Source organism: Chitinophaga niabensis, from assembly GCF_039545795.1.
GTDB classification, from domain to species: domain Bacteria; phylum Bacteroidota; class Bacteroidia; order Chitinophagales; family Chitinophagaceae; genus Chitinophaga; species Chitinophaga niabensis_B.
In genome coordinates this window covers 825,309-846,857 of sequence record NZ_CP154260.1, presented here as the reverse complement: position 1 = coordinate 846,857, position 21,549 = coordinate 825,309, and the positions used below count along the sequence as shown (strand labels likewise).

Sequence of the window (21,549 nt, the reverse complement as noted above, 5' to 3'; positions counted from 1 at the left end):
AACCTGGAACTTTTAAAAATCGGTTGACGTGCTTATAAAAACTATTCGCTTAATTTCCGGGGTTACATTCAATTATTTAACGGCTTTTACCAACACCTTTCTTCCCTGCACTTCCATGTGCAGGTTACCAGATGCATTGAGCATAGCAATCACCTGTTCAACAGATGAGTTCTTGGAAATGATGCCACTGAAATGAATATCAGGAACCATCCCTTTCTCGTATACTACTTCAATATCATACCAACGGACCAACTGACGCATCACCATTCCTATGCCGGCATTCTCAAAATGGGAAAAGCCCTGTTTCCATGCCACCGCGGCCTGAAGATCAGCTTCCAGCAACCTGATGCCGTCACCGGCAACAGCTTCCTGCCCTGGTTTCATCTTTTGTTTTTCCCTGCCCTTACTTACTATCACCGCACCTTCGAGCAGGGTGGTCCTGGTTGTTTGCTCATCCGGGTAGGCCATTATATTAAAATGTGTACCTACTACTTCCACCTTTGTTTCTCCTGCCTTTACAATGAACGGCATACTTTTATTCTTCGCCACTTCGAAATAGGCTTCCCCGCTAAGTTCCACCACACGAACAGAATCATGGAAAGCAGTTGGATAACGCAGGGAAGAAGTTGCATTTAGCCATACTTTACTTTTATCAGGCAGCACAATACGGTATTGCCCGCCTACAGGCGTATGCACCATATTATATCCTGCAAGCGCTCCTTTATCATCTTCTTTTCCCTGGTATAATAATTCTCCATTCTTTTTGGTCAGTTTCGCAGATCCATCTTCATATAGCGCTCCATCATCCGTTTCATCCAGCGCTATCACAGAGCCATCTGCCAGCGTTAGCCTGGTTTTGTTGATGTTTAGAGGTGTATTTTTTTTCTGAACTACTGTATCTTGTTTAATAGCCCCGGGAGGCTGCCAGATCAGCCATCCACCGGCGAGGCACAGCAAAGCTACTGCGGCAGCAGACCACAGGACCTTTTTCCGCTTGTTAGTATTCCCGGTACGCGCCGCAATTAATTCCCAGGCTTTGCTTTTATCGCCGGATGAAAACAGCGCCATTTCCTTATCCAATGCCAGCTGATCTCTGAACTGATCTATCAGTTTTTGATTATCCTCATCTGCTGCCAGCCAATCTTCCACCATGGTGCGCTCCTCTTCCCGGAGCTCATCCCGCAGATACCTGTACAGCAGATCTGCCTTTTCAAAAGGGTTTAAATTTTCCATATTGAATAACGTATTACTAAGACCCCTGAATGATCAAAACGGGTGACGATCCGGTACCTAATATTTGATAAATTTAAGCGTTCTGTTTTCCGGGCCCGTACTTAAAACAGCTATCATGAAACCTCTGGGCAAACCTGCTGTTCCCACATTAAGTATATTATAGCCTTTTTCTACCTGGATGTTCTGCTGCAGCAATACCCGGCCTAAAAGATCAATGATCCTGATACTGCCTCTCGTTGGAAGTGCTGCATAAAAAGTTGCGTGTACTTCTCCGGGAGAGGCCCAGAATTGCAGGGATTGGGCTATCTCAGGCCGCTTTATTTGCTGCGGCAGGCTTTTCCTGGCGGATCCGGAACTTTGTTTAACAAACCGCACCGCATCAGCAATCACAAAATCATTATTCCCTTCGTCCGTTAACATCACCACACCATTACCGGTTGTATTGGTGGTCATGGTATGTGTTCCAAGCAATACCCAACGGCCGCCGGGAAGCGATTGATCTACATAATAGGTGGTATTGTAACCGCTATGGTAAACTACATATTTTGCATTGGTTGCACGGGAGGGAAGCCCATCCGGCAGCCATACATATACAGCATAATCCCCGGCCTCCGGAATGGTAGCGCGCCATTTCACATAATTTGTACCGGTACCTCCGGAAGCCCTCACGCGATAATTAACACCATAATAATTTGATATGGCGGAAGATGTATTCCAGGTACCTGTTATTTCTGCGGTTGTATTATCCAGTGTAATGGAAGGCTCCGCAGATAAAGTAAAATCAATGGTATGGATCTTTGAAGGTTGACCACTTGCTGTATATTTCTCCTGCACTAAAACGGAAAGAATATTCGATGTTATCATTCTTTCCTTATCAATCAGGATAGTTTCTTCCGCATATTTTGCCAGACTGTCAAAACGGTGGATCAATGCCCAATCCGTATAACCACTGGCTGGCGTAGCCGCCCAGATATCCAGCTTATTACCTGTTACAGCATATAAGATGCCGTTGGTATCTGCAACAAAACTAACCCGGTGGTTATTGAAAGGCAACAAACTGGTTGTCCATGTGCCATTTGTGGCCCGCATATGATGATATGCTTTGGATTTGGTTTTAGCATCGTCCCAGCTGCTTGCATCTGCCTCCGTAGCAAGCATATGTTTCTTGAATGCATGTATCCTTCCCTGTTTATCCGCATACATAAATTCCTGGTTCAGCAGGCCATGCTTTTGCCCCAGGGGGTATACAACAGCGGCTGTATCGATCAGGCCTATCAGATCTGTTCCTGTAGTAGCAAAGGAAACATTCGCGGAATTCTTCCATGTTCTTCCTTCGTCATCGCTATAGCTATACAGGATGTCATGTTCAGATTGTACATCTCCGGTTTCGCGCCAGGTGAAAAGAAGATGCAATCTGCTACCTCCAAAATACCCCATTCCATCACGGTAAATATTCCTGTGCTGCCCATCTGTAACAGGGCCGGTATAAATACCGGCGGAAGAAGTGAAAAATCCAAGATCGGTCCAGTTACCGGTGGAAGGATCATATTCAAAAAGCCTTTCCTTCCCGTTCCCACTATTCCCCAACCTCATCACCAGTTGAAGTTTTCCGGATGGCGTAGCTATAAAAGCAGGATATGTTACGGCAGATTGCGGCACCGTCATTCCTGGTAAAGTGTCTGTTATAGCGCCAAATAAAGCTGCATCCCAGGTATAGCTGCCCGGGTTGTTTGCCACACCGGAACCGGAAACACGGTATTTCAGTGCAGACACATGATGGTCAAAAGAGAGATGGATCTTTCCATCAGTGGAAATCCCCAGCACGGGTACATTATGGCAATCAATTGTGCTGAAAAGATAATCCGTGAACACCAGCGTTTCCCAGGCTCCTCCGGACAAGGACCTCCTTCCCAGGCAAACACGCCGGTCCTTGTTATAATAAATTACATACTGATAATTATTATAGGTAATAACCGGTGGCTGGCTAAAGCTTTGGATACTGGGGTAGTAGCCATAGGCATTCGTGGAATATACCAGTGCTTCGTTATCTACAATCTTGTCGTCCGGAAGAACAACTGATTGTGAAAAGCCGGCTGGCGCCTTAAATAACAGTATTATGGTTGTAATGCTGAAAAGTATATTTTTCCTCATAGGTCCTGTTTGAGTATTTACTCATCTAAGACACGTATGTTCAGGAAAGAGGTGACAGGTTCCTATATTTTGTGGAACCTGTCGCTTACAATAATATTTTTACTGCCAACTGTATACTTATAAAAGCCTTCTCCGCTTTTAGCACCGAGGTATCCTGCGGTGACCATATTTACGAGTAAGGGGCATGGAGCGTATTTAGGATTACCGAACCCATCGTGTAATACCTGCAGGATAGATAAACATACATCCAGCCCTATAAAATCCGCGAGTTGTAATGGCCCCATAGGATGTGCCATGCCTAGTTTCATCACGGTATCAATTTCCTCCACACCTGCCACTCCTTCAAAAAGAGAATAGATAGCTTCATTGATCATGGGCATCAGGATGCGGTTAGCGATGAATCCCGGGTAATCATTTACGACGCAGGGAACTTTACCCAGTTGCAGTGTAAGTGCTTTAATCTGCTCAGAAACGGCCTTTTCCGTGGCGTAACCATTAATGATCTCTACAAGTTTCATTACGGGCACCGGATTCATAAAGTGCATGCCGATCACTTTCCCCGGCTTCTTTGTGACGGCGGCTATTTTTGTAATGGAGATAGAGGAAGTATTGGTAGCGAGGATCACGTCTGCACCCGTATGCTGGTCCAGCTCGCGGAAGATCTTCAGTTTGAGGTCTACATTTTCTGTAGCAGCTTCTACTACCAGTTCCACATCTTTCACACCTTCGGCGAGGTCTGTGAAAGTCTTTAAGCGGTCCAGGGTGTTTTTCCTGTCTGCTTCTTTGATAATTTCTTTAGCGATCTGCCGTTCCAGGTTTTTATCGATCGTAGCGAGTGCTTTGTCGAGTGCAGTGGGGGAAACATCTATCAGGTGAACGGTATATCCGTTTTGGGCAAATACGTGTGCAATACCGTTGCCCATGGTTCCGGCTCCGATCACAGCAATTTTCTGCATAAAGATTCATTTTGGTGAATGGTCAATAATCCGGCAATTTAAGGAAAAACCATTCACATGCGGCAGGCGCTGCGGTTATTATACTTTACCCGGGTCTAATCTTTGCGCTTGAAGTCACCCCGCTTCCAGGCTTCTATGAACTGGGCCCAGGCGATTGGGTTGAAGATGTTCTGAGGAGGCGTTTGGCCTGCATAGTAGAGGGATTGCTGCTGTTTCTGCATAAAAACACCATAAGCCCCGCCAGCATCGATGGGGATAGAACGGGCCAGGGCACGGATCTTGGCCTGGTCATTATTCTTACGGGCCACTTCATACATATCATTCGGAATATCCATACTTACAAAAGCCTTTTCAAATTCCCTTTTGCTGGGATAAGGTTTGATGATGGTTTCTGAGAGGTAAATGGTGTCCTCGGTGAGGAGCTGGATCACGGAATAACTGTTTCCGGGCAGGTTTGCAGGGATCTTGTAGTCTTTTTTGCGGAAGCCCACAGCAGAGAAACTCAGCGTATCTCCTTTAAAAGCCACGATGGAAAATACCCCCTGGCTATTGGAAATGGTACCACGGTTCTGCCCCCTTACGATGATACTTACAGCGGGAATAGCCCTCAGGCTGTCCGCCGTCATGGTAATACCGGATATTTGTATAATGCTGTCTTTGAATGCTTTCAACTGTGCCTTTAACAAAAACGGCATGAACAGCAGGGACAAAAATATGATCAGTTTCTTATGCATGCAGCTACTAAGATAAATATATACTCCCGGAAAGAGGAATATAAAACCAACAAATTAAACCTCTTTTTAGGTTAACTTTGCTGATCGGAAACAATTTTAACATCAATTTATGATCACAAAAGAAATGGTGCTCGAGGCGCTGTCGAATGTGGAAGAACCCGATCTGGGTAAGGATTTGGTGACACTGAACATGGTGAAAGACATCGAGATCAACGGCAATAAAGTTAAATTTACCGTAGTACTGACCACACCGGCTTGTCCGCTGAAGGAAATGATAAAAAATGCCTGTGTGAATGCCATCATTCACCTGGTAAGCAAGGAAGCTGAGGTTGAAGTGAAAATGACGGCCAATGTAAGCACCAACAGGAAAGATGGAAAAGGCCTGCTGCCAAATGTGAAAAATATCATTATGGTGGCCTCCGGTAAAGGCGGAGTGGGTAAATCCACTGTAGCTGCCAATCTCGCATTATCCCTGGCACAGGATGGTGCTAAAGTGGGCCTGATGGATGCGGATATTTACGGACCTTCTGTTCCCATTATGTTTGGTGTTCGCGGAGAAAGACCTATGATGGTGAATGTGGAAGGTAAGGGAATGATTGTTCCTATGGAGAAGTTCGGGATCAAATTCATGTCTATCGGCTTGCTGGTAGATGAAAAACAGGCGATCGTATGGCGCGGGCCCATGGCCAGCAGTGCATTGAAGCAATTTGTGAGTGATGTTTACTGGGAAGAACTGGATTACCTGATCATTGATATGCCTCCCGGCACCGGCGATATTCACCTGACCCTTGTTCAGAGTGTACCTGTAACCGGCGCTGTAATTGTAACCACGCCACAGGATGTGGCCCTGGCAGATGCCAAAAAAGGTATCGGTATGTTCAGCAGCCCCCAGATCCGCGTACCTATCATTGGCCTCGTGGAAAACATGGCTTACTTCACACCGGCTGAATTACCCAATAACAAATATTACATCTTTGGTAAAGAAGGTGGAAAAAGACTGGCAGAAGAACTGGAGATCCCTTTCCTTGGCCAGATACCTTTAGTACAAAGCATCCGTGAAGGAGGTGATGAAGGTGTTCCGGCAGTTGCGGGGAACGATGCCATCACCAAAAATGCTTTTGCTGAATTTGCAGGTGCTACAGCCCGCAGCATTGCTATGCGCAATGCCAATATTGAACCGACAAAGATCGTTGAAATAGTAGTTTAATTTATTTCTGAATCATTACGCTCCCGGCGCCGAAGTCATGTATGGCTCTGCGCTGGGGGTTTAAACGCGCAATGAGTAAAGATAACCAGCCCAGGGAAGCTTTCAGGACACATCTTACAAAAGCTTTCCATAATACGATCTTTTTTGTTCGATCATTGACATCTACCACACGGATCTTCATAATATAATTTCCCGGCGTACAACCGTATGCTATCGCAAAAGGTTCATATAATCCCCAGACGCTCAAAAAAAGAACAATATTAACCCATGTTGGCGTATCTTTTTCCTCTCTGATCGCATTCAACGTCAGGGAAGCAAAAAGCATGAGGATCATAATTATTGAGAGATCAATAATGGCGGATTGTTCTCTTTTTGACACTCCTGGGTATGAAGGTTCGGATACAGGAACATCGTCCAGGTGATCGATCATAGTATAGGAATTTACTTTGCTAATATAACTAAAATACCACTGTATGTATAGCCCTAAGTACAATGAGGAAAAGGACTGGGAAACAGTTGCTGCATTTATCCGGCAGAATGGTTTCGGGTTATTGATCAGTATACATGACGGCCTTCCTATCGGCACACATCTTCCCATTGAATTAGTTGAAAAAACGCCGGGTAAGTTTGTGCTCCATGGGCATATTGCCAATGCCAATGATCAGTCTGCCACCTTTGTAAGCGGGCAGACTTTCATGGTTGTATTCATGGACCCGCATGCTTACATTTCTTCTTCCTGGTATGAAAAGGGGAAGATCCCTACCTGGAATTACATAGCGGTGCATATTTACGGTGTGCTGCGCGTTCTCTCTGAAGCTGAGTTGGCTGAGTCACTTCATCAACTCATGCAGCACTACGAAGCGGGGTCTGAAAACCCGGTGCATGTGCATGATATTCCTGCTAAGGAATTCCAAAATAACCTTAAAGCGATCACTGGTTTTGAGATCAGTGTAGACAGGGTGGATACGCGGTTTAAGCTTAGCCAGAACAGGAATGATCACGATTATTTCAGTGTGGTGGATCATCTGAAAGAGATTGGAGATGATCATTCTCACCGGATTGCTTCCGAGATGGAATTAAGACGGGGGCGAAAATAAAGGGTGTGTATTTTTTTAATAAATAAACTAGCACAATATTGCGCTTTGGCAGTAAAGACAGAATTTATTAAAAAAATACACACCCTTTATTTTCCTGGGCCTACCGTTAATGTGGGATGAGGTCTTGGCGGGTTTGTGGAGGGGATGGAAGGATAATGCCTGTAACCTGTGAGAACCAGCTGCTTTGCTAAAAGATGTATCAATACCGTTGAGCCTGCAAACACCGGAACTAAAAGAGAAACCAGTATATGTATTTTTTTAAGGAAAGCTCTCCGTACTGCCTAAGCGCAACATTGGGCTAGTTTTTTCCTTAAAAAAATACATATACTGGTTTCGGCGCACTTAGTTAGAGTGTGAATACTTTGCCTCCAACAATTACGTCTTGTTTAGCTTCATCGAAAGTAGCTTTCTGGCCAGTACGATATGCAGCGGTACCCATGATCAGCGCTATTGAGTGAGAATAGGCCGCTTCAATGGGAGCGTTTGTTTTAACATCCTGTTTGCGCACACATTCCATCCAGTTACGTACGTGCGCATCCGTAGTATCATCTCCGCCTGTGTTGGCGCTGGTTTCAATAGAAGCAGCTACACTGGAAAGGTCCATGCTGGGAAGGAGATTTGCTTTCATACCCATTTCAGCTGCTTCTTTTTCTCTCAGACCACCGGTAGGACTAATTTTGTTTGTGCTCATGTCTATCATGCCACCATTGGAATAGTAGAGTTCTTTTGTCCCCCCTGCTGAGTTGTGGAAGCGGGAACTGTATACTACCTGGAAGCCATTCTTAGGATCATTCTGCGGACCGTAATCGAATACCGCGGTGAGTGTATCTGCATTGCTGCGGCCATCTTGCCATTGGTAGATACCACCATTTGCTACTGCACTGCGCGGATGCTGCAAACCGGTGAACCAGTGTACAGTATCTATCTGGTGCGTCATCCATTGGCCGAAGATACCTGAAGAGTATGGCCAGAAAAGGCGGAACTCTAAATATTTACGCGGATCCCAGCTGTCTTTGGGGCGGTTGCAGAGGAAACGGTTCCAATCCACATCTGATTCTTTGATCGATTTTGTGAGTTCCGGTCTGCGCCAACGGCCGGGCTGGTTTACATTCCAGGTCATCTCCACCATGGTGATGGGGCCGAACTTTCCTTCTTTGATGAAGTTGGCTGCGGCATGATAGCTGGCACCACTGCGGCGTTGCGTGCCTACCTGGAAAACTTTTTTAGATTCCTTTACTGCTTTGAGCGCGTTCCGGGCATCTTCCATTGTTTCCGCGAAAGGTTTTTCGCAGTAAACGTCTTTCTTATTCTTTACCGCTTCAATGGTATGGAAGGCATGCTGGAAGTCTGCTGTAGCGATCATTACTGCATCGAGGTCTTTGATCTTATACAGCTCATCGTTGTTCACGCAGGTTTGAACACTATGGCCCAGTTTGCCTTCCAGTGCGGCTTTACCTTCTTCACGGCGGCGGTTCCAGATATCGGAAACGGCGATGATATCAAAGTTCAGTTCTTTATGATTCTTCAGAAAGCAAGGCATGAGGGCCTGGCGAAAACGGTCAGAATAGCCTACCACGCCTACATTCACACGGTCGTTGGCTCCAATAATACGTGCATAACTGCTCGCTGGCATCCCCATTGCACTGAGAGCAACTCCGGCACCTCCCATCATGGAAAGCTTCAGGAATTCGCGGCGGTTCTTTTTAGCTTCTGTCATTTTGTACAGTGTTTTTTTGGTTATTTATATACTTCGTTCAGTTGTTCTGTGAGATAGAGGAATGCTGGCCTGCTTTCTTCCGCCATATTTTTCCAACCACTTTCTATCATGATGCGGCCTTTGTAATTGGCTTTTTTCATGGCGGCAAAGTAGGGTTTGAAATCTTCTTTGCTGGTGCCCGGCGCTCTGCGGCCTTCTTTCTCTGCAATATGGCAATGTACCAGGTACGGTGCAGCTTTCAGGATATCTGCGGGGTCTTCTCCTTCTTTCTTCATATGATAGAGGTCTACCGTGAGCCTGAAATTGGGATGGTTCACCTGTTGTGCCACATCTGTTACGATCTGCAGGCTGTTCATGAAATTATCCTCTGATGTATTGAGGCTTTCCATGGCAATGATGCGGTCGTATTTCTTTGCTACTTCTGCCATTTTGCGGGAGATAGCGATCAGTTCTTTTTTAGATTGTACGGGATCTTGCCCTTCCAGCAATTTGCGGGAGCCTGCACTGCCGAATACGATGATCTTTATGCCTACTATTTTAGCACGTTGCATAACGGAATCTACATATCCAAGGATCACTTTTTCATCTGCTTCTTTTCCAATGAGGCGGATAGTACCGGGCAGGAAAACATTGCAGGTTTCAAGTTTGAGTTTCATTTTCCTGATCCGGGCAAGCTGAATTTTAAAGGCGGAATCCGGCATGGAGGGGGCCAATATTTTGCGGGCAGACTCCTCGATGTAGGAGAATCCTGCGGCTTTCAGGAGGCTGTCGTTCTCAAATGAAGTACATACGCCCAAAGGAGGAATACTGCTCTTCTGTGCATTCGATTGCAGATAAAGACCTTGTAACAAGAGGAATAGCAGAAGAAAAGCATATTTTTTCATGGAAAAGTTCGTTTTTCGATACGTGGGTAAGCCAAAAATTAAGAACTTAAATCGGAAAATCAAAATCGGGTTTTCATAAAAATGAAGGAAATTCGCCAATAATTGCAAATACACTTATGAACAGACAGGAATTGGTGCAGCTTATCAGGGAGCGAAAATCTTACCTTTGTATCGGACTGGATACAGATATACATAAGATCCCCAAACACTTATTATCTCACCCTGACCCCATCTTTGCCTTCAATAAAGCGATAATTGATGCCACCAGGGACATTTGTGTAGCGTATAAGATCAATACGGCTTTTTACGAATGCCTGGGTATCCGCGGATGGGAAAGCCTCCAACGTACTGTTGAATATATTCCGAAAGAGATCTTCACCATAGCCGATGCCAAAAGAGGCGATATCGGCAATACCTCCACTTATTACGCCAAAACCTTTTACGAAACCTATGGTTTTGATTCCGTTACGGTGGCTCCTTACATGGGGCGCGACAGTGTGGAACCATTCCTGGGCTTCTCTGAGAAATGGGCCATTGTACTGGGCCTGACCTCCAATGAAGGGACCCGCGACGTACAGCAATTGCAGCTGGATGGGGAATTTGTATATGAGAAAGTGATGAAAACCACCGCATCCTGGGGTACTCCGGATAATATGATGTTTGTGGTGGGTGCTACAAAAGCTGATGTAGTGGCAAATATCCGCCGTTTATTACCGGATCACTTCTTCCTGGTTCCAGGCATTGGTGCTCAGGGTGGCAGTCTGAAAGAGATCTCCGAAAAAGGCATGAACAAAGAAATAGGTTTGCTGGTAAATGCCAGCAGGGCGGTGATCTATGCCGGCAATGATGAGAAATTTGCAGAAGATGCCCGTGCGGTTGCTTTGCAGTACCAGGCGGAAATGGCGCGATATATTACTGCTTAGGGGATAAACTTCTTGCCGTCCAGCAGGGCCTGATCTCTGCTTTCAGCCAGCCGGCGGCAACGGCGGAATCCTGTTCGATCAGGTCTGCCACTTCCAGGCTGTCCTTACATTCTACGATAATTACATCCTGCAGCTGCTCATTTTCCGTAAAAGGACTGGCAACGATTAATTTTCCTTCTTTCGCGAGATTCCTGACGGAGTTGATATGTGCATCCCGGAGTTGTGAAGTGGTAGCGGGATCCTGTTGCCTGTTTATGTCCGAACGCAACATCACCATCCAATATTTCTTGCTCTCTGTTTTTTGAACCGGCTCTCCTGTAGCCGTTGTTTTTTCTGATTTTGATGTAAATCTGGCGATCACAAAAGTCAGGAACACCGCCAATAGTAATACAGGCAACAGTTTAGCCATATGCTTCAGATTTGCTGGCCCTAAGGTAATAAATATCCGTAATTCCGTAAATTAGGAGCCGAGGGCTATAACCTGCTCCCCTCTTAAAATGGAATGCTATGCATCAAGACTTGTTTGAATCGCCTGATTATTTCCAGATAGATGAACTTTTGACGGAAGAACATAAAATGATCCGGGCCTCTGTGCGGCAATGGATAAAAACGGAGATCTCTCCTGTTATTGATGGTTACTGCCAACGTGCAGAATTTCCTGTCCAGATCATCAGGGGGCTTGGCAGTCTTGGTTGTTTTGGTCCTACCATTCCTGTAGAATCAGGTGGCGGAGGGCTCGACTACATTGCTTATGGCTTAATGATGCAGGAACTGGAACGGGGAGACAGTGGCATAAGGTCCACTGCATCTGTACAGGGTTCTTTAGTGATGCATCCTATTTATACATTCGGCAGTGCAGCCCAGAAAGAACGTTTCCTCCCCAAATTGGCAACGGGAGAAGTGATGGGTTGTTTTGGACTCACAGAGCCTGACTTTGGCTCCAACCCTGCCGGCATGCTTACTTATTTTGATGATGATGGCGATCATATTTTACTGAATGGTGCCAAGATGTGGATCTCCAATGCCCCCTTTGCAGATATTGCATTGGTATGGGCGCGCGATCCTGAAGGAAAGATCCGCGGTGTGATTGTGGAACGCGGTATGGAAGGTTTTTCTACGCCTGAAACAAAAGATAAATGGAGCCTGCGTGCCAGTGCTACCGGGGAGCTGGTGATGGATAATGTACGCATTCCCAAAACCAATATCCTGCCGGATGCAAAAGGGCTTAAAGCCCCTCTCTCCTGTTTATCCTCTGCCCGTTATGGGATTGCCTGGGGCGCTATCGGTGCTGCCATGGATTGTTACGATACGGCATTACGTTATGCAAAAGAGCGGGTACAGTTCAACAGGCCTATCGGCGGTTTTCAGCTTATTCAGAAGAAACTGGCGGAAATGATCACCGAAATCACCAAAGCACAGTTGATGAACTGGCGGCTGGGTGTACTACGCAATGAAGGAAAAGCAACGGCGGAACAGATCTCCATGGCTAAAAGGAATTCCTGCGAAACAGCCGTACATATTGCCAGGGAAGCACGTCAGATCCTGGGCGCCATGGGCATTTCCGGGGAATACCCTATCATGCGGCATATGATGAACCTGGAAAGTGTGATCACTTACGAAGGCACACATGAAGTACATTTATTGATCACCGGCATGGATATTACAGGGCTGAATGCTTTTTCCTGAAAAATGGATTGCTTATTTTAGAGACATGAAGGGTTTACTCTTTTTAATTGGTATATGCATCTCCGTTAGCACCTCTGCCCAGAAGCTGATCAGCTTCCAGGGAAAGGCGCAGGGCACTTATTACATCGTCAAATACACCAGTAACGATACTACTTCCCTCCGTGAAGATGTGGAAGACCTGTTCAGGCAGATAGACCGGTCTATGTCACTTTATCTCCCCAGTTCCTTGATCAACCGGTTCAACAAAGGGCCACAGGTTGTGATGGACCATCACATGCGTACTGTGGTGCGCAAAGCGCAGGAAGTAAGCAAACTCACGGACGGGTTGTTCGACATTACCATCAAACCATTAGTAGATCTCTGGGGATTTGGTGTTATAAGACATAACGGGCAGCCATCCCAGGCAGATATTGCCATGAAGCGGCGATTAGTGGATTATAATATGCTCACCGTACGTACAAAATACCTGATCAAAAAAAGAGAAGGTATGGAGATAGATTGCAATGGTATTGCACAGGGATATACTTCAGATGCAGTGGGCAGGCTTTTGCATGCCATGGGTATTCATAATTTTCTGGTAGATGTTGGGGGCGAACTGGTAGCATCGGGTGTAAATACACAAGGCCAACCCTGGAGTGTTGGTATAGAAAGGCCGCCGGATACAGACAGTGCCGGCCAGCCTGTGCAGGCATTATTACGGTTGAAGAATAAAGGCGTAGCTACCAGTGGTAATTATCAGCGGTTCTTTGATGAAGGCGGTACCCGCTTTGCACATACTATTGATCCCCGTACGGGTCAGGCCCTGCATAACAATATTATTTCCGTTACAGTTACTGCGCCGGATGCGATGACGGCAGATGCTTTCGATAATGTGCTTATTATTCTAGGTGTGGATGCAGGATTGCAATTCATCAGCGAACATCCTAAGTTAAAGCTGCAGGCTTTTTATGTGTATAAGGATGACGCCGGCAAGGTGCGGGAAAAATATTCTCCTGATTTCTTTGCGGAATAAAGATGTTGTGTGGGCAAGATTTGTGAATATATTCTCCTGACTTCTTTGCGGAATAAAGATGTTGTGTGGGCAAGATTTGTGATTATATTCTCCTGACTTCTTGCAGAATAAAGATGTTGTGTGGGCAAGATTTGTGAATATATTCTCCTGACTTCTTTGCAGAATAAAGGATGCTGTGAGCAAGGTGCGCTCCTAAACTTTTCATAACATAAAAAAAGGGCTGTCCTCAGACAGCCCCGCCATTCTCACATGTTCCGTTAACTTGGTTTATTGGATATGGAACTTTAGTCCAATATTTGCTTGTATCGAGTTAAAATTTGTGATCTCGTTTACTTTGAAAGGCGCATAGTTGTACTGCACATTCGCATTCAGCATTACTGGAGAATATTTACCAAAAGGTATATTGATACCTACTTCAGGACTCACCTGAAAGGCCCATTTGTTCTCTTTTTCCACAAACTCACCCCAGTACTTTTCGTAGTTCATATTTGCTGTACCGATACCTGCACCAACGTATGGGATTACGCGGGCATCTGCTTTAGCAAGATTATACTGCACTGTGGCAAGGATGGGAATGGTTTGCAGTGTATGCGTCTGAACGGCAGACACATCTTCTCCTTTACCGGGATATACTGCACGGGGGAATCTTTCATAAAAATCCGCATACCCTACTTTACCACCTACGCTCAAACGATCGTTGATAGCATAATTAAATCCTGCGGTCCATCCACGGAAGCTGGTGTTCTTTGCATAATCGCTCAGTGAACCCAATGGCTGTGCAATGGAATAGTTCACATTAAAAGAAACCGGCGGGCGGCTACTTTGGGCAAAGGCGCTATGCACACCCAGCGAGCCGATCATCAATAATATAATTACTTTAATACTTTTCATTTTTCTACTTTTTTAGCTGGTCCAATCAATTATTGCTCGCTTTCAGATACGCGCTCTGATCAAACACTGCTTTCACCATTGAGTCAATGTTATCACTGTTCCATACACCTGTACCACGTAACATGGCATTCCAGATAGCATTCAGTTTGTTATCTGCATGCGGTGCATTCTTCAGATCTACCAGGTCCACTACAACAGATTTTTCTCTTGTGCGGAACACTGAATAGTAAGAAGGGAACCAGTAATCAAAGCCGGGATATCCCCAGTAGCCTGAATCCCAATATCCCGGGAAACCTGTCCAGTAACCTGGGATGTAACCGATAGAAGTAGTGGTGTTATCGATGCGGCTCACGTTCACGGCGAGGTCCGGTTTCGCAGCTTTATCCACTAATGTATAACCTCTGCCCTGTAGCGAAGTTTTCAGGCTATTCAGCAATTTCGCATCATAGGCTGTCAACTCTTTTTTGGCATCTGCCCTATTGCTGATAACGGCAACAGAATCTACAATACTGAACGTTTTGTAGGACGTAAAGTCTGCTGAGTCGTTATAGTTGGTAACGTAAATACGGGATTCTTCTTCCGTCATGTCATTGAGTGGTTCTTTTCTGCAACTGCTGAACAACAGGGCGCCAACGGCAATTGCACTTAAGATCATTCCTGTTCTTTTCATATGTGTTAATTTTTTCTACTGGTTCTTAGGATGGCCGGTGATGACGTCCGCTTTTACTCATAAGCATTACTAGTTAACCGGACAAACGGACGTTCATCATCGTTCATTACACTGTTCATCTGCACGCTACTTCTCTGCCAAACACACATAATCATCTTCACAATCAATTGCACAACCGACCAATCAATTATTGAACGCTATAGACAGAAGAATGTTACTTTCGTTTACAGGAGAAACGTTAAAATAGGTTTAAAGAAATGTTAAAGCAAAAACCGCCCGGGGAGGCGGTTTGCATGGGGGATTTAAAGTATATATTCTCGAATTTGAATATTATTTTTTGCAGTAGTATATTATGATAACTATATCAGTTCAGTATTCCACGTTTTCTGAGTTCTTCTTCTAACTGAGCAGATGATTGGAAATGGATACTCTCAATTCCGTACGCTTCAGCCGCTTTTACGTTGCGTAAATTATCATCGATAAAAATAGTATTTGCTTTGTTCACTTCATAGCGATCGAGCAAAAGCTGATAAAAATCAGGTGATGGCTTGCGGAGTTTTTCTTTGCCGGACACTACGATGCCATCAAACCATTGCAGGAATTTATATTCCATCAATGCGATGGGAAAGGTTTCGTTGGACCAGTTGGTGAGGGCATATAATTTATACTGACCGCTTTCTTTTAATTGCTGCAGGATCTTTACGGTTTCGGGGATGGGTCCACCGAGCATTTCTTTCCATCTTCCGTAAAAGGCGCGGATAGAAGCTTCATGTTCGGGGAATTGGCTTACCAGCAGGTCTGTACCCTCCTGGAGGGTACGGCCTTCGTCCTGGGCTTCATTCCAGTCTGAAGTACAGATGTGTTCCAGGAAATGTTCTACTTCTTCAGGTGTGGCGAAGATCTTGCTATATAGATAACGCGGATTCCAATCAACAAGCACAGCTCCCAGATCAAAAATGACAGAATGGTAGGCATGGTTCTTCATGGAGTAAATGTATAACGCTAAAATTAACCTTGCAAGGATTTATATAGAATTATTTTCATAGATCATTCTTCTCCCGCGGCAAGCAGGGCATCGGTAGCGTCATCCAGTAACTCAAGGTCTACGGAATCGCTGCCGGCAATACCTTCAATAGAACCTTTGATATGGGCAGCGTTGAGCAATACTTTCTCCAGCTGCTTTTCCCGGGCTTTCCAGAGTTTTTCCATGGCTTCCCTTTCTTTCTGGATGCTGGTCCTCATGGCCCTGAAACCTTCCCTGATGGCACTCCATTGCTCTGCAAACTCGCCACTGGTAAGGTAATGATAGAGCAGGTGCATTTTATCCCCTTTGTTTTCGTGGTTTTTGGAAACGTTGTATACCCTCATGATGGCATCCCGCAGTACAAAGGTGAGGCTTTTCACCTCATGGAAAGTACATACCCAGATACCGTCTCTTTCTCCGAAACGTTCCATGTCCCTGGGCATGGTTTGGGTTACCAGTACCGCTATATCTGCTCCCTGGCTGCGCATATCTGCTTTCAGCTTTTCGAGCCATTCCTTTGAAAAGTCTTTGGTGCGTTTGCTTTCATAAATGATCTTCCCGCATTCCTGGCCGAACTGGTTCCGTACCGTTTGGATACAGTCTGCTCCTCTTACGCCTTTCCCTACTTCAGAGATGGCATCGAAAGGGAAATGAGTGCGCAGCATTTCTTCCAGGGCCAGCTCCTGCACTTCTCCCTGCAACTGCATGGAGCCCTGTTCTGCTTTGCGGCGCATTTCTTCCACCAGTTTGCGTTGGTCTTCCAGTTGCTTTTCCAGTTCTTTGGTACGCATCTGGTTTTCCGTTTCTTTTAAGCTGTTGCGCTCCGTTTCTTCTTTCCGTACCTGTTCCATCAACTGGCTACGTTCCTGCAGCAGGCGTTTCTGGAGGTCTATCTCCATTTCCTGTTCCCGGTTATTGAGTTCCTGTGTTTTACGCAGGAATTCCAGTTCTTTTGCACGCGCTTCTTTCAGCTTCTCTTCATTCTCCTGCTGCGTTTCTTTCATGAGGCGGAGCTGGTTCTCGAAGTCTGCACTTACATCTTTGCGTATATTTTCAGAGAGTTGTTCCTGGAGTTTGGCTCTTTCGGCTTGCAGGCGTTTGTTCAGTTCTTCCTCCTGCTGCTGCTTTTCCTGCGATACCTGTTGCCGCTCCAGCTGGATCTGCTGGCGCTGTTGCTCCATTTCATTTTTTTGTGCCTGTAAAGACTCCATTCTTTTACGCCATTCTGTTTCCATCTTACCACGCATCTCCCGCTCAATATCAGCGGCAAATGCATCTTCCATAACAAACTGGTGTTTACAACTAGGACAAGTGATCGAAGTTCCCATAATTCACATGATTAAACGATATGTAAAGGTAGGCGATTTTTTGCGGTGCGTGTACATCCGAAATCCGGAGATATTATTGGTGTGAGCAAAGAAAGTATTGGTGTTTTTTGAACGGCGTGCGGATGCGTAAATGTACTTTTGAAGCGATGTGTTTAATGATGGTTTTTGTTCACAAGAACCTGCTATTCCTGGCAGGTTCTTTTTTTAAAACTGAAAGGTTAATCCATTGAATAATAACAATTTAAGCCAAACCCTTTACTGACCGAGATGCTCGGAAAGCAATTTCTTCAATAGCGTTAGATCAGTATCGTTTATTGTTTTGCTATTGTAAATAGTGCGCCCGGTTTTGTCTATCAGGTAAAGTTGAGGTATTGAGACGTACCCCAGCGAATTATAGAGGCGATCGTCCCCCATTACCTGCGCCCAGTTCATTCCATTTTTCTCAATAGCTTTCCGGCAGGATGAAAGGCTCTTGTCGATACTGAAGGAAATAAGCTTGAACGCCGAGCTACCATATTTATCATTTATTTTCTTCAGATCCGGCACTTCTGCTATACAGGGGATACACCAGGAAGCCCAGAATTGTATCAGCACATAGTTCCCTCTGAGCTTTGACAGTTCAATCTTGTTGCCATTCATATCTACGACCGAAAAATCAGGAAAGTTATTTTTGGAGGTCAGCGCTATCTTGTTCCGGATAATTCCAGCAAGATGATCGCCTGCTTTAGACTTTTTAAATTTATCCGGGAGCACCGTGTTATAAAATTCCATCAGCTCTTTTGGGCTCAGGTCGTTTGCTTTCGCAAAACCTTCGGTTGCAAAGGCGAAGAATGATATGTACAGTTCCGGGAATTGCCTGATAAATTCCATTTTCTTAAGCCTTACCGAGTCTGCCAACGCAAAGGCCCTTTTGACAAGAAGGGTGTCTCTCCCGAGACTATTTTTGTTCTTATGATAGAAAGTATTAAAGGCATCAATTTTTTCCTTTGTGAATGCATCATATGCAGCTCCTCCCATTTTACTGTATGGGATAATATTTATGGATGATCTTTCATCAATGGAATAGTGCTGTCCCGCTATGGGAGAAGCGATCAGGAATACTTCCGAGGAGCCTTTTTCAAAAAAAGCCTTCCTTACAATAAAGTTGGTATCTGTAGCTTCGTAGGCTATGACAATAAGTCCATACGGAGCGAATAGTTCCCCATGCCAGGCCCTTATATTTTGAGGGTTTATACGATGTTCCTGAATGCCGTCATAGATTGTGATCCCGAATTTTCCGGTGGATAACGAATCAACAAAGTTGAATTTGACATAGGAGGAATCATTTGCAAAGGTTGAAACACTGACTAAAAGAAAAATGATGGAGAGTAGCTTTCTAAAACAGGATATCATGGGTCAATGATTTTGATGTTTTAACCAGGATCCGAATTTAATCAACAGTTGATGACTTTTTTTGAAGTGGGAGAATATTACATAGAATTTAACAAGTTGGGGAATGCTGATCTTCAATTGACCAGGATAGGTCTAAAATACAAAGGAGCTATTTCTGTTAAGAAATAACTCCTTCTAATTTGATGGTGCGGAAGAGGAGATTCGAACTCCCAAGCCCTTTCAGGCACTACCACCTCAAAGTAGCGCGTCTACCAATTTCGCCACCTCCGCAGCGTTATAAGGTGTGCAAAAATAAAGCCTTTTTAAATATAAGCAAATATATTTTCATTTTCGCAGCCAAATCCGGAAGGTTGTACCCTTATTCACCTCTGACCATTTCACGGATAAACGGCCTTTGTGATAGTCCTGAATGATCCGTTTGGCAAGGGATAGGCCCAATCCCCAGCCTCTCTTTTTTGTACTGAAACCGGGGTGGAAAATTTTATCATGGAAGGCTTTCGGGATGCCTTTTCCGGTATCCGTTACATCTACTGTTATATGTGCGGGATGGTTTTCTATTACTACGGTAATACTTCCTTTTCCTTCCATGGCATCCAGTGCATTTTTCAGCAGGTTCTCTACCACCCAGTCAAACAGCGGTGGTGAGATCATGGCGCTTACTTCCTGTTCAGCAGATTGCAGGGAGAGGGTTACTTTCTGTGGTGCCCTTTTCCGGATATAGGCCACCATATTGTCTATCTGGGCTACGAGGTTACATTCTTCCAGGTTAGGCACACTGCCTATTTTCGAGAACCTGTCTGAAATCAGTTTCAGGCGGTTCACATCTTTGGCCAGTTCATTGGCCAGGGGTTCGTTCTCTTCCTTTTCTTTCAGGATCTCCAACCAGGCCTCCATGGAAGATAAAGGGGTACCCAGCTGATGGGCAGTTTCCTTCGCCATACCCACCCATACCAGGTTTTGCGTGGCCCTATTGGTAGAAGACAATGCAAATAATACAATACCAATGAACAAAGTCACTACCAGTAACTGGATGTAGGGGTAGTAACGTATCTGTTTGAGGATCAGGGAATCGCCATAATAGATATAGTTGTTAGAATGTGCATCAATGGCCATGATAAAGGGCGGATGCTGTTTCTTAAAAGAACGCAGCTGCTCATCCAGGAAAGTAGATTGGCCAACGACCTTAGAGGAATCAAAATTCCGGTGGTCAATGATGGTACCATGATCATCTGTGAGGATCATGGGGATGGTGGTATTGGTGGTGATGATCTCCCCTACCAGGTTGAGGTTCGCATCCGGAGAAGCCTGCAATAGTTCCCGGTAGGCTTCCACCCAGGTAGCTACTTTCTTTGTTTCCTCCTGCTGTATTTTTTCCGTAAGGCTGTTGACGAACCAGATAGTGGTCACAATAATGACCACTGCTACCGAAATCAACGTAAACTTCCAACCAATGTACTGTTTAAACATCTGTTTGTTTAAGTAAAGCCACAATCAAAGGACTGTTAACTATCAACTAAATTAATAATATTCGGAGGCAATGTTGCATATTTGCAACTGCTAAAAAATATTTCGTCACGGATAAAACGGATCTCTTTTGCAGGTATTGCCCTCGGTAGCTGTGGTTATATTAAACTGGAATGGAAAAGCTTTCCTGGAACGCTTTCTGCCATCCGTTTGTGCATCCCGGTATGACAACCTGGAGATCTATGTGGCGGATAATGCTTCTACAGACGACAGCCTGGCTTATGTAACATCTGATTTTCCGCAAGTTAAGATCATTCGTAATGCCAGCAATGCAGGTTTTGCAGGTGGTTACAACGAGGCCCTGAAACATGTGCAGGCGGATATCTTTGTTCTCCTGAACCAGGATGTGGAAGTAGAGCCGGACTGGATCAATCCCGTGATCGCGCAAATGCAGCAGGACCCGCTCATTGCAGCCTGCCAGCCTAAACTCAGGGGCTACCAGGACCGGGAAGATTTTGAATATGCCGGTGCCGCCGGCGGCTGGATGGACATCCTGGGTTATACTTTCTGCCGTGGCAGGATCCTTTACACCATTGAAACGGATAAAGGCCAGTATGACGATCCGCAGGATATTTTCTGGGCTACAGGCGCTGCACTCTTCATCCGTTCCAAATATTTCTTTGAAGTGGGTGGTTTTGATCCTTATTTCTTTGCCCATATGGAAGAAGTGGACCTTTGCTGGAGGCTGCAGCGTGCCGGCTACAGGATCACTTACTGCCCGCAATCTGTTGTTTACCACGTGGGCGGCGGCAGCCTGCCACAGGGTAATCCCCGTAAACTGTACCTGAATTTCCGCAATAACCTGATCATGCTCTGCAAAAACCTCCATTTTAAAGAGCAATGGATCATTCTTTCCCAAAGGCACTTTTTAGACCTCCTGGCGGCTTTTAAAAGTCTTGTTTCCGGCAAACCGAGAGACATGATGGCTATTTTCCGCGCTTACCGGGATTATTACCGATGGCGCCGTACGGAAGAGAAGAAACTGCAGGATGTATTTCCGCGTAAACGGTTATACGATCTGAAAGGTGTTTTTCATGGAATCATGATCTGGCGGTATTACTTCCTCAACAAGCAAAAATTTAACGAACTGACACAGCTGAAAAAGTGATTTTTATCAGCC

General features: G+C 45.2%; 20 protein-coding genes and 1 tRNA gene. 6 read left to right on the top strand and 15 right to left on the bottom strand.

The window, feature by feature from the left end; genetic code table 11:
• Positions 1 to 72: 72 nt before the first annotated feature.
• The 4 genes from AAHN97_RS03655 to AAHN97_RS03640 form a co-directional block, all read right to left on the bottom strand.
• Positions 73 to 1,233 carry a FecR domain-containing protein gene (locus AAHN97_RS03655; protein ID WP_343306197.1) on the bottom strand — a complete coding sequence of 387 codons (1,161 nt, stop codon included), beginning with the start codon at positions 1,231 to 1,233 and terminating at the stop codon, positions 73 to 75.
• Positions 1,234 to 1,290: 57 nt separating this feature from the next.
• The gene (locus AAHN97_RS03650) at positions 1,291 to 3,384 is read right to left on the bottom strand and encodes a BNR-4 repeat-containing protein (RefSeq protein ID WP_343306196.1); all 2,094 of its coding nucleotides are present in this window, start codon (positions 3,382 to 3,384) and stop codon (positions 1,291 to 1,293) included.
• Between the two features lie 62 nt (positions 3,385 to 3,446).
• Positions 3,447 to 4,340, bottom strand: a complete 894-nt coding sequence (locus tag AAHN97_RS03645; RefSeq protein WP_343306195.1) for a 3-hydroxybutyryl-CoA dehydrogenase — start codon at positions 4,338 to 4,340, stop codon at positions 3,447 to 3,449.
• 95 nt (positions 4,341 to 4,435) lie between these two features.
• Complete coding sequence (locus AAHN97_RS03640) at positions 4,436 to 5,074, bottom strand: carboxypeptidase-like regulatory domain-containing protein (RefSeq protein WP_343306194.1); 639 nt, start codon at positions 5,072 to 5,074, stop codon at positions 4,436 to 4,438.
• A 109-nt stretch (positions 5,075 to 5,183) separates the two neighbouring features.
• Here AAHN97_RS03640 and AAHN97_RS03635 point away from each other — a divergent pair, with 109 nt between their 5' ends.
• The gene (locus AAHN97_RS03635) at positions 5,184 to 6,281 is read left to right on the top strand and encodes an Mrp/NBP35 family ATP-binding protein (protein WP_343306193.1); all 1,098 of its coding nucleotides are present in this window, start codon (positions 5,184 to 5,186) and stop codon (positions 6,279 to 6,281) included.
• A gap of 1 nt (position 6,282) precedes the next feature.
• Here the strand turns inward: AAHN97_RS03635 and AAHN97_RS03630 are convergent, their stop codons facing one another.
• Positions 6,283 to 6,711, bottom strand: a complete 429-nt coding sequence (locus AAHN97_RS03630) for an RDD family protein (RefSeq protein WP_343306192.1) — start codon at positions 6,709 to 6,711, stop codon at positions 6,283 to 6,285.
• A 43-nt stretch (positions 6,712 to 6,754) separates the two neighbouring features.
• On the opposite strand from AAHN97_RS03630, the gene AAHN97_RS03625 reads away from it, so the two are divergent.
• Positions 6,755 to 7,378, top strand: a complete 624-nt coding sequence (locus AAHN97_RS03625) for an FMN-binding negative transcriptional regulator (protein WP_343306191.1) — start codon at positions 6,755 to 6,757, stop codon at positions 7,376 to 7,378.
• A 346-nt stretch (positions 7,379 to 7,724) separates the two neighbouring features.
• Here the strand turns inward: AAHN97_RS03625 and AAHN97_RS03620 are convergent, their stop codons facing one another.
• Positions 7,725 to 9,095 (bottom strand): Gfo/Idh/MocA family protein, encoded by a 1,371-nt coding sequence (locus tag AAHN97_RS03620; protein ID WP_343306190.1) that lies wholly within the window; start codon positions 9,093 to 9,095, stop codon positions 7,725 to 7,727.
• Between the two features lie 20 nt (positions 9,096 to 9,115).
• The gene (locus AAHN97_RS03615; protein ID WP_343306189.1) at positions 9,116 to 9,979 is read right to left on the bottom strand and encodes a sugar phosphate isomerase/epimerase family protein; all 864 of its coding nucleotides are present in this window, start codon (positions 9,977 to 9,979) and stop codon (positions 9,116 to 9,118) included.
• 116 nt (positions 9,980 to 10,095) lie between these two features.
• On the opposite strand from AAHN97_RS03615, the gene pyrF reads away from it, so the two are divergent.
• Positions 10,096 to 10,902 carry an orotidine-5'-phosphate decarboxylase gene (gene pyrF / locus AAHN97_RS03610; RefSeq protein ID WP_343306188.1) on the top strand — a complete coding sequence of 269 codons (807 nt, stop codon included), beginning with the start codon at positions 10,096 to 10,098 and terminating at the stop codon, positions 10,900 to 10,902.
• Here pyrF and AAHN97_RS03605 read toward each other — a convergent pair.
• Entirely contained in the window at positions 10,892 to 11,311 is a 420-nt protein-coding gene (locus AAHN97_RS03605; RefSeq protein ID WP_343306187.1) for a YciI family protein, read from the bottom strand. The genes pyrF and AAHN97_RS03605 overlap by 11 nt on opposite strands.
• A 98-nt stretch (positions 11,312 to 11,409) precedes the next feature.
• Here AAHN97_RS03605 and AAHN97_RS03600 point away from each other — a divergent pair, with 98 nt between their 5' ends.
• Both AAHN97_RS03600 and AAHN97_RS03595 read left to right on the top strand, forming a co-directional pair.
• On the top strand, positions 11,410 to 12,588 hold the full coding sequence (locus tag AAHN97_RS03600; protein WP_343306186.1) for an acyl-CoA dehydrogenase family protein: 1,179 nt from the start codon (positions 11,410 to 11,412) through the stop codon (positions 12,586 to 12,588).
• Positions 12,589 to 12,613: 25 nt separating this feature from the next.
• Positions 12,614 to 13,600 carry an FAD:protein FMN transferase gene (locus AAHN97_RS03595; RefSeq protein WP_343306185.1) on the top strand — a complete coding sequence of 329 codons (987 nt, stop codon included), beginning with the start codon at positions 12,614 to 12,616 and terminating at the stop codon, positions 13,598 to 13,600.
• A 267-nt stretch (positions 13,601 to 13,867) separates the two neighbouring features.
• Here the strand turns inward: AAHN97_RS03595 and AAHN97_RS03590 are convergent, their stop codons facing one another.
• The 7 genes from AAHN97_RS03590 to AAHN97_RS03560 all read right to left on the bottom strand — a co-directional run bounded on the left by AAHN97_RS03590 (position 13,868) and on the right by AAHN97_RS03560 (position 20,372).
• Complete coding sequence (locus AAHN97_RS03590) at positions 13,868 to 14,491, bottom strand: outer membrane beta-barrel protein (protein WP_343306184.1); 624 nt, start codon at positions 14,489 to 14,491, stop codon at positions 13,868 to 13,870.
• A 25-nt stretch (positions 14,492 to 14,516) separates the two neighbouring features.
• A complete protein-coding gene (locus AAHN97_RS03585; protein WP_343306183.1) occupies positions 14,517 to 15,161 on the bottom strand; it encodes a DUF4136 domain-containing protein in 645 nt (214 codons plus the stop codon).
• 364 nt (positions 15,162 to 15,525) lie between these two features.
• A complete protein-coding gene (locus tag AAHN97_RS03580; RefSeq protein ID WP_343306182.1) occupies positions 15,526 to 16,146 on the bottom strand; it encodes an HAD family hydrolase in 621 nt (206 codons plus the stop codon).
• Between the two features lie 62 nt (positions 16,147 to 16,208).
• A complete protein-coding gene (locus AAHN97_RS03575; RefSeq protein ID WP_343306181.1) occupies positions 16,209 to 17,468 on the bottom strand; it encodes a DUF2130 domain-containing protein in 1,260 nt (419 codons plus the stop codon).
• A 300-nt stretch (positions 17,469 to 17,768) separates the two neighbouring features.
• Complete coding sequence (locus AAHN97_RS03570) at positions 17,769 to 18,905, bottom strand: TlpA family protein disulfide reductase (protein ID WP_343306180.1); 1,137 nt, start codon at positions 18,903 to 18,905, stop codon at positions 17,769 to 17,771.
• Positions 18,906 to 19,088: 183 nt separating this feature from the next.
• A tRNA-Leu gene (locus AAHN97_RS03565) sits at positions 19,089 to 19,175 on the bottom strand.
• A 54-nt stretch (positions 19,176 to 19,229) separates the two neighbouring features.
• A complete protein-coding gene (locus tag AAHN97_RS03560) occupies positions 19,230 to 20,372 on the bottom strand; it encodes a sensor histidine kinase (RefSeq protein WP_343306179.1) in 1,143 nt (380 codons plus the stop codon).
• 127 nt (positions 20,373 to 20,499) lie between these two features.
• Here AAHN97_RS03560 and AAHN97_RS03555 point away from each other — a divergent pair, with 127 nt between their 5' ends.
• Complete coding sequence (locus AAHN97_RS03555) at positions 20,500 to 21,537, top strand: glycosyltransferase family 2 protein (RefSeq protein WP_343306178.1); 1,038 nt, start codon at positions 20,500 to 20,502, stop codon at positions 21,535 to 21,537.
• Positions 21,538 to 21,549: the final 12 nt, after the last annotated feature.

Excerpts from the sequence above, each read along its gene's own strand:
- AAHN97_RS03600 (WP_343306186.1), top strand. The coding sequence starts at position 11,410 with ATGCATCAAGACTTGTTTGAATCGCCTGATTATTTCCAGATAGATGAA.
- AAHN97_RS03595 (WP_343306185.1), top strand. The coding sequence starts at position 12,614 with ATGAAGGGTTTACTCTTTTTAATTGGTATATGCATCTCCGTTAGCACC.
- AAHN97_RS03635 (WP_343306193.1), top strand. The coding sequence starts at position 5,184 with ATGATCACAAAAGAAATGGTGCTCGAGGCGCTGTCGAATGTGGAAGAA.
- AAHN97_RS03630 (WP_343306192.1), bottom strand. The coding sequence starts at position 6,711 with ATGATCGATCACCTGGACGATGTTCCTGTATCCGAACCTTCATACCCA.
- AAHN97_RS03580 (WP_343306182.1), bottom strand. The coding sequence starts at position 16,146 with ATGAAGAACCATGCCTACCATTCTGTCATTTTTGATCTGGGAGCTGTG.
- AAHN97_RS03560 (WP_343306179.1), bottom strand. The coding sequence starts at position 20,372 with ATGTTTAAACAGTACATTGGTTGGAAGTTTACGTTGATTTCGGTAGCA.
- AAHN97_RS03650 (WP_343306196.1), bottom strand. The coding sequence starts at position 3,384 with ATGAGGAAAAATATACTTTTCAGCATTACAACCATAATACTGTTATTT.
- AAHN97_RS03640 (WP_343306194.1), bottom strand. The coding sequence starts at position 5,074 with ATGCATAAGAAACTGATCATATTTTTGTCCCTGCTGTTCATGCCGTTT.
- AAHN97_RS03575 (WP_343306181.1), bottom strand. The coding sequence starts at position 17,468 with ATGGAAGATGCATTTGCCGCTGATATTGAGCGGGAGATGCGTGGTAAG.
- pyrF (WP_343306188.1), top strand. The coding sequence starts at position 10,096 with ATGAACAGACAGGAATTGGTGCAGCTTATCAGGGAGCGAAAATCTTAC.
- AAHN97_RS03655 (WP_343306197.1), bottom strand. The coding sequence starts at position 1,233 with ATGGAAAATTTAAACCCTTTTGAAAAGGCAGATCTGCTGTACAGGTAT.
- AAHN97_RS03585 (WP_343306183.1), bottom strand. The coding sequence starts at position 15,161 with ATGAAAAGAACAGGAATGATCTTAAGTGCAATTGCCGTTGGCGCCCTG.
- AAHN97_RS03590 (WP_343306184.1), bottom strand. The coding sequence starts at position 14,491 with ATGAAAAGTATTAAAGTAATTATATTATTGATGATCGGCTCGCTGGGT.
- AAHN97_RS03615 (WP_343306189.1), bottom strand. The coding sequence starts at position 9,979 with ATGAAAAAATATGCTTTTCTTCTGCTATTCCTCTTGTTACAAGGTCTT.
- AAHN97_RS03645 (WP_343306195.1), bottom strand. The coding sequence starts at position 4,340 with ATGCAGAAAATTGCTGTGATCGGAGCCGGAACCATGGGCAACGGTATT.
- AAHN97_RS03620 (WP_343306190.1), bottom strand. The coding sequence starts at position 9,095 with ATGACAGAAGCTAAAAAGAACCGCCGCGAATTCCTGAAGCTTTCCATG.
- AAHN97_RS03570 (WP_343306180.1), bottom strand. The coding sequence starts at position 18,905 with ATGATATCCTGTTTTAGAAAGCTACTCTCCATCATTTTTCTTTTAGTC.
- AAHN97_RS03625 (WP_343306191.1), top strand. The coding sequence starts at position 6,755 with ATGTATAGCCCTAAGTACAATGAGGAAAAGGACTGGGAAACAGTTGCT.
- AAHN97_RS03605 (WP_343306187.1), bottom strand. The coding sequence starts at position 11,311 with ATGGCTAAACTGTTGCCTGTATTACTATTGGCGGTGTTCCTGACTTTT.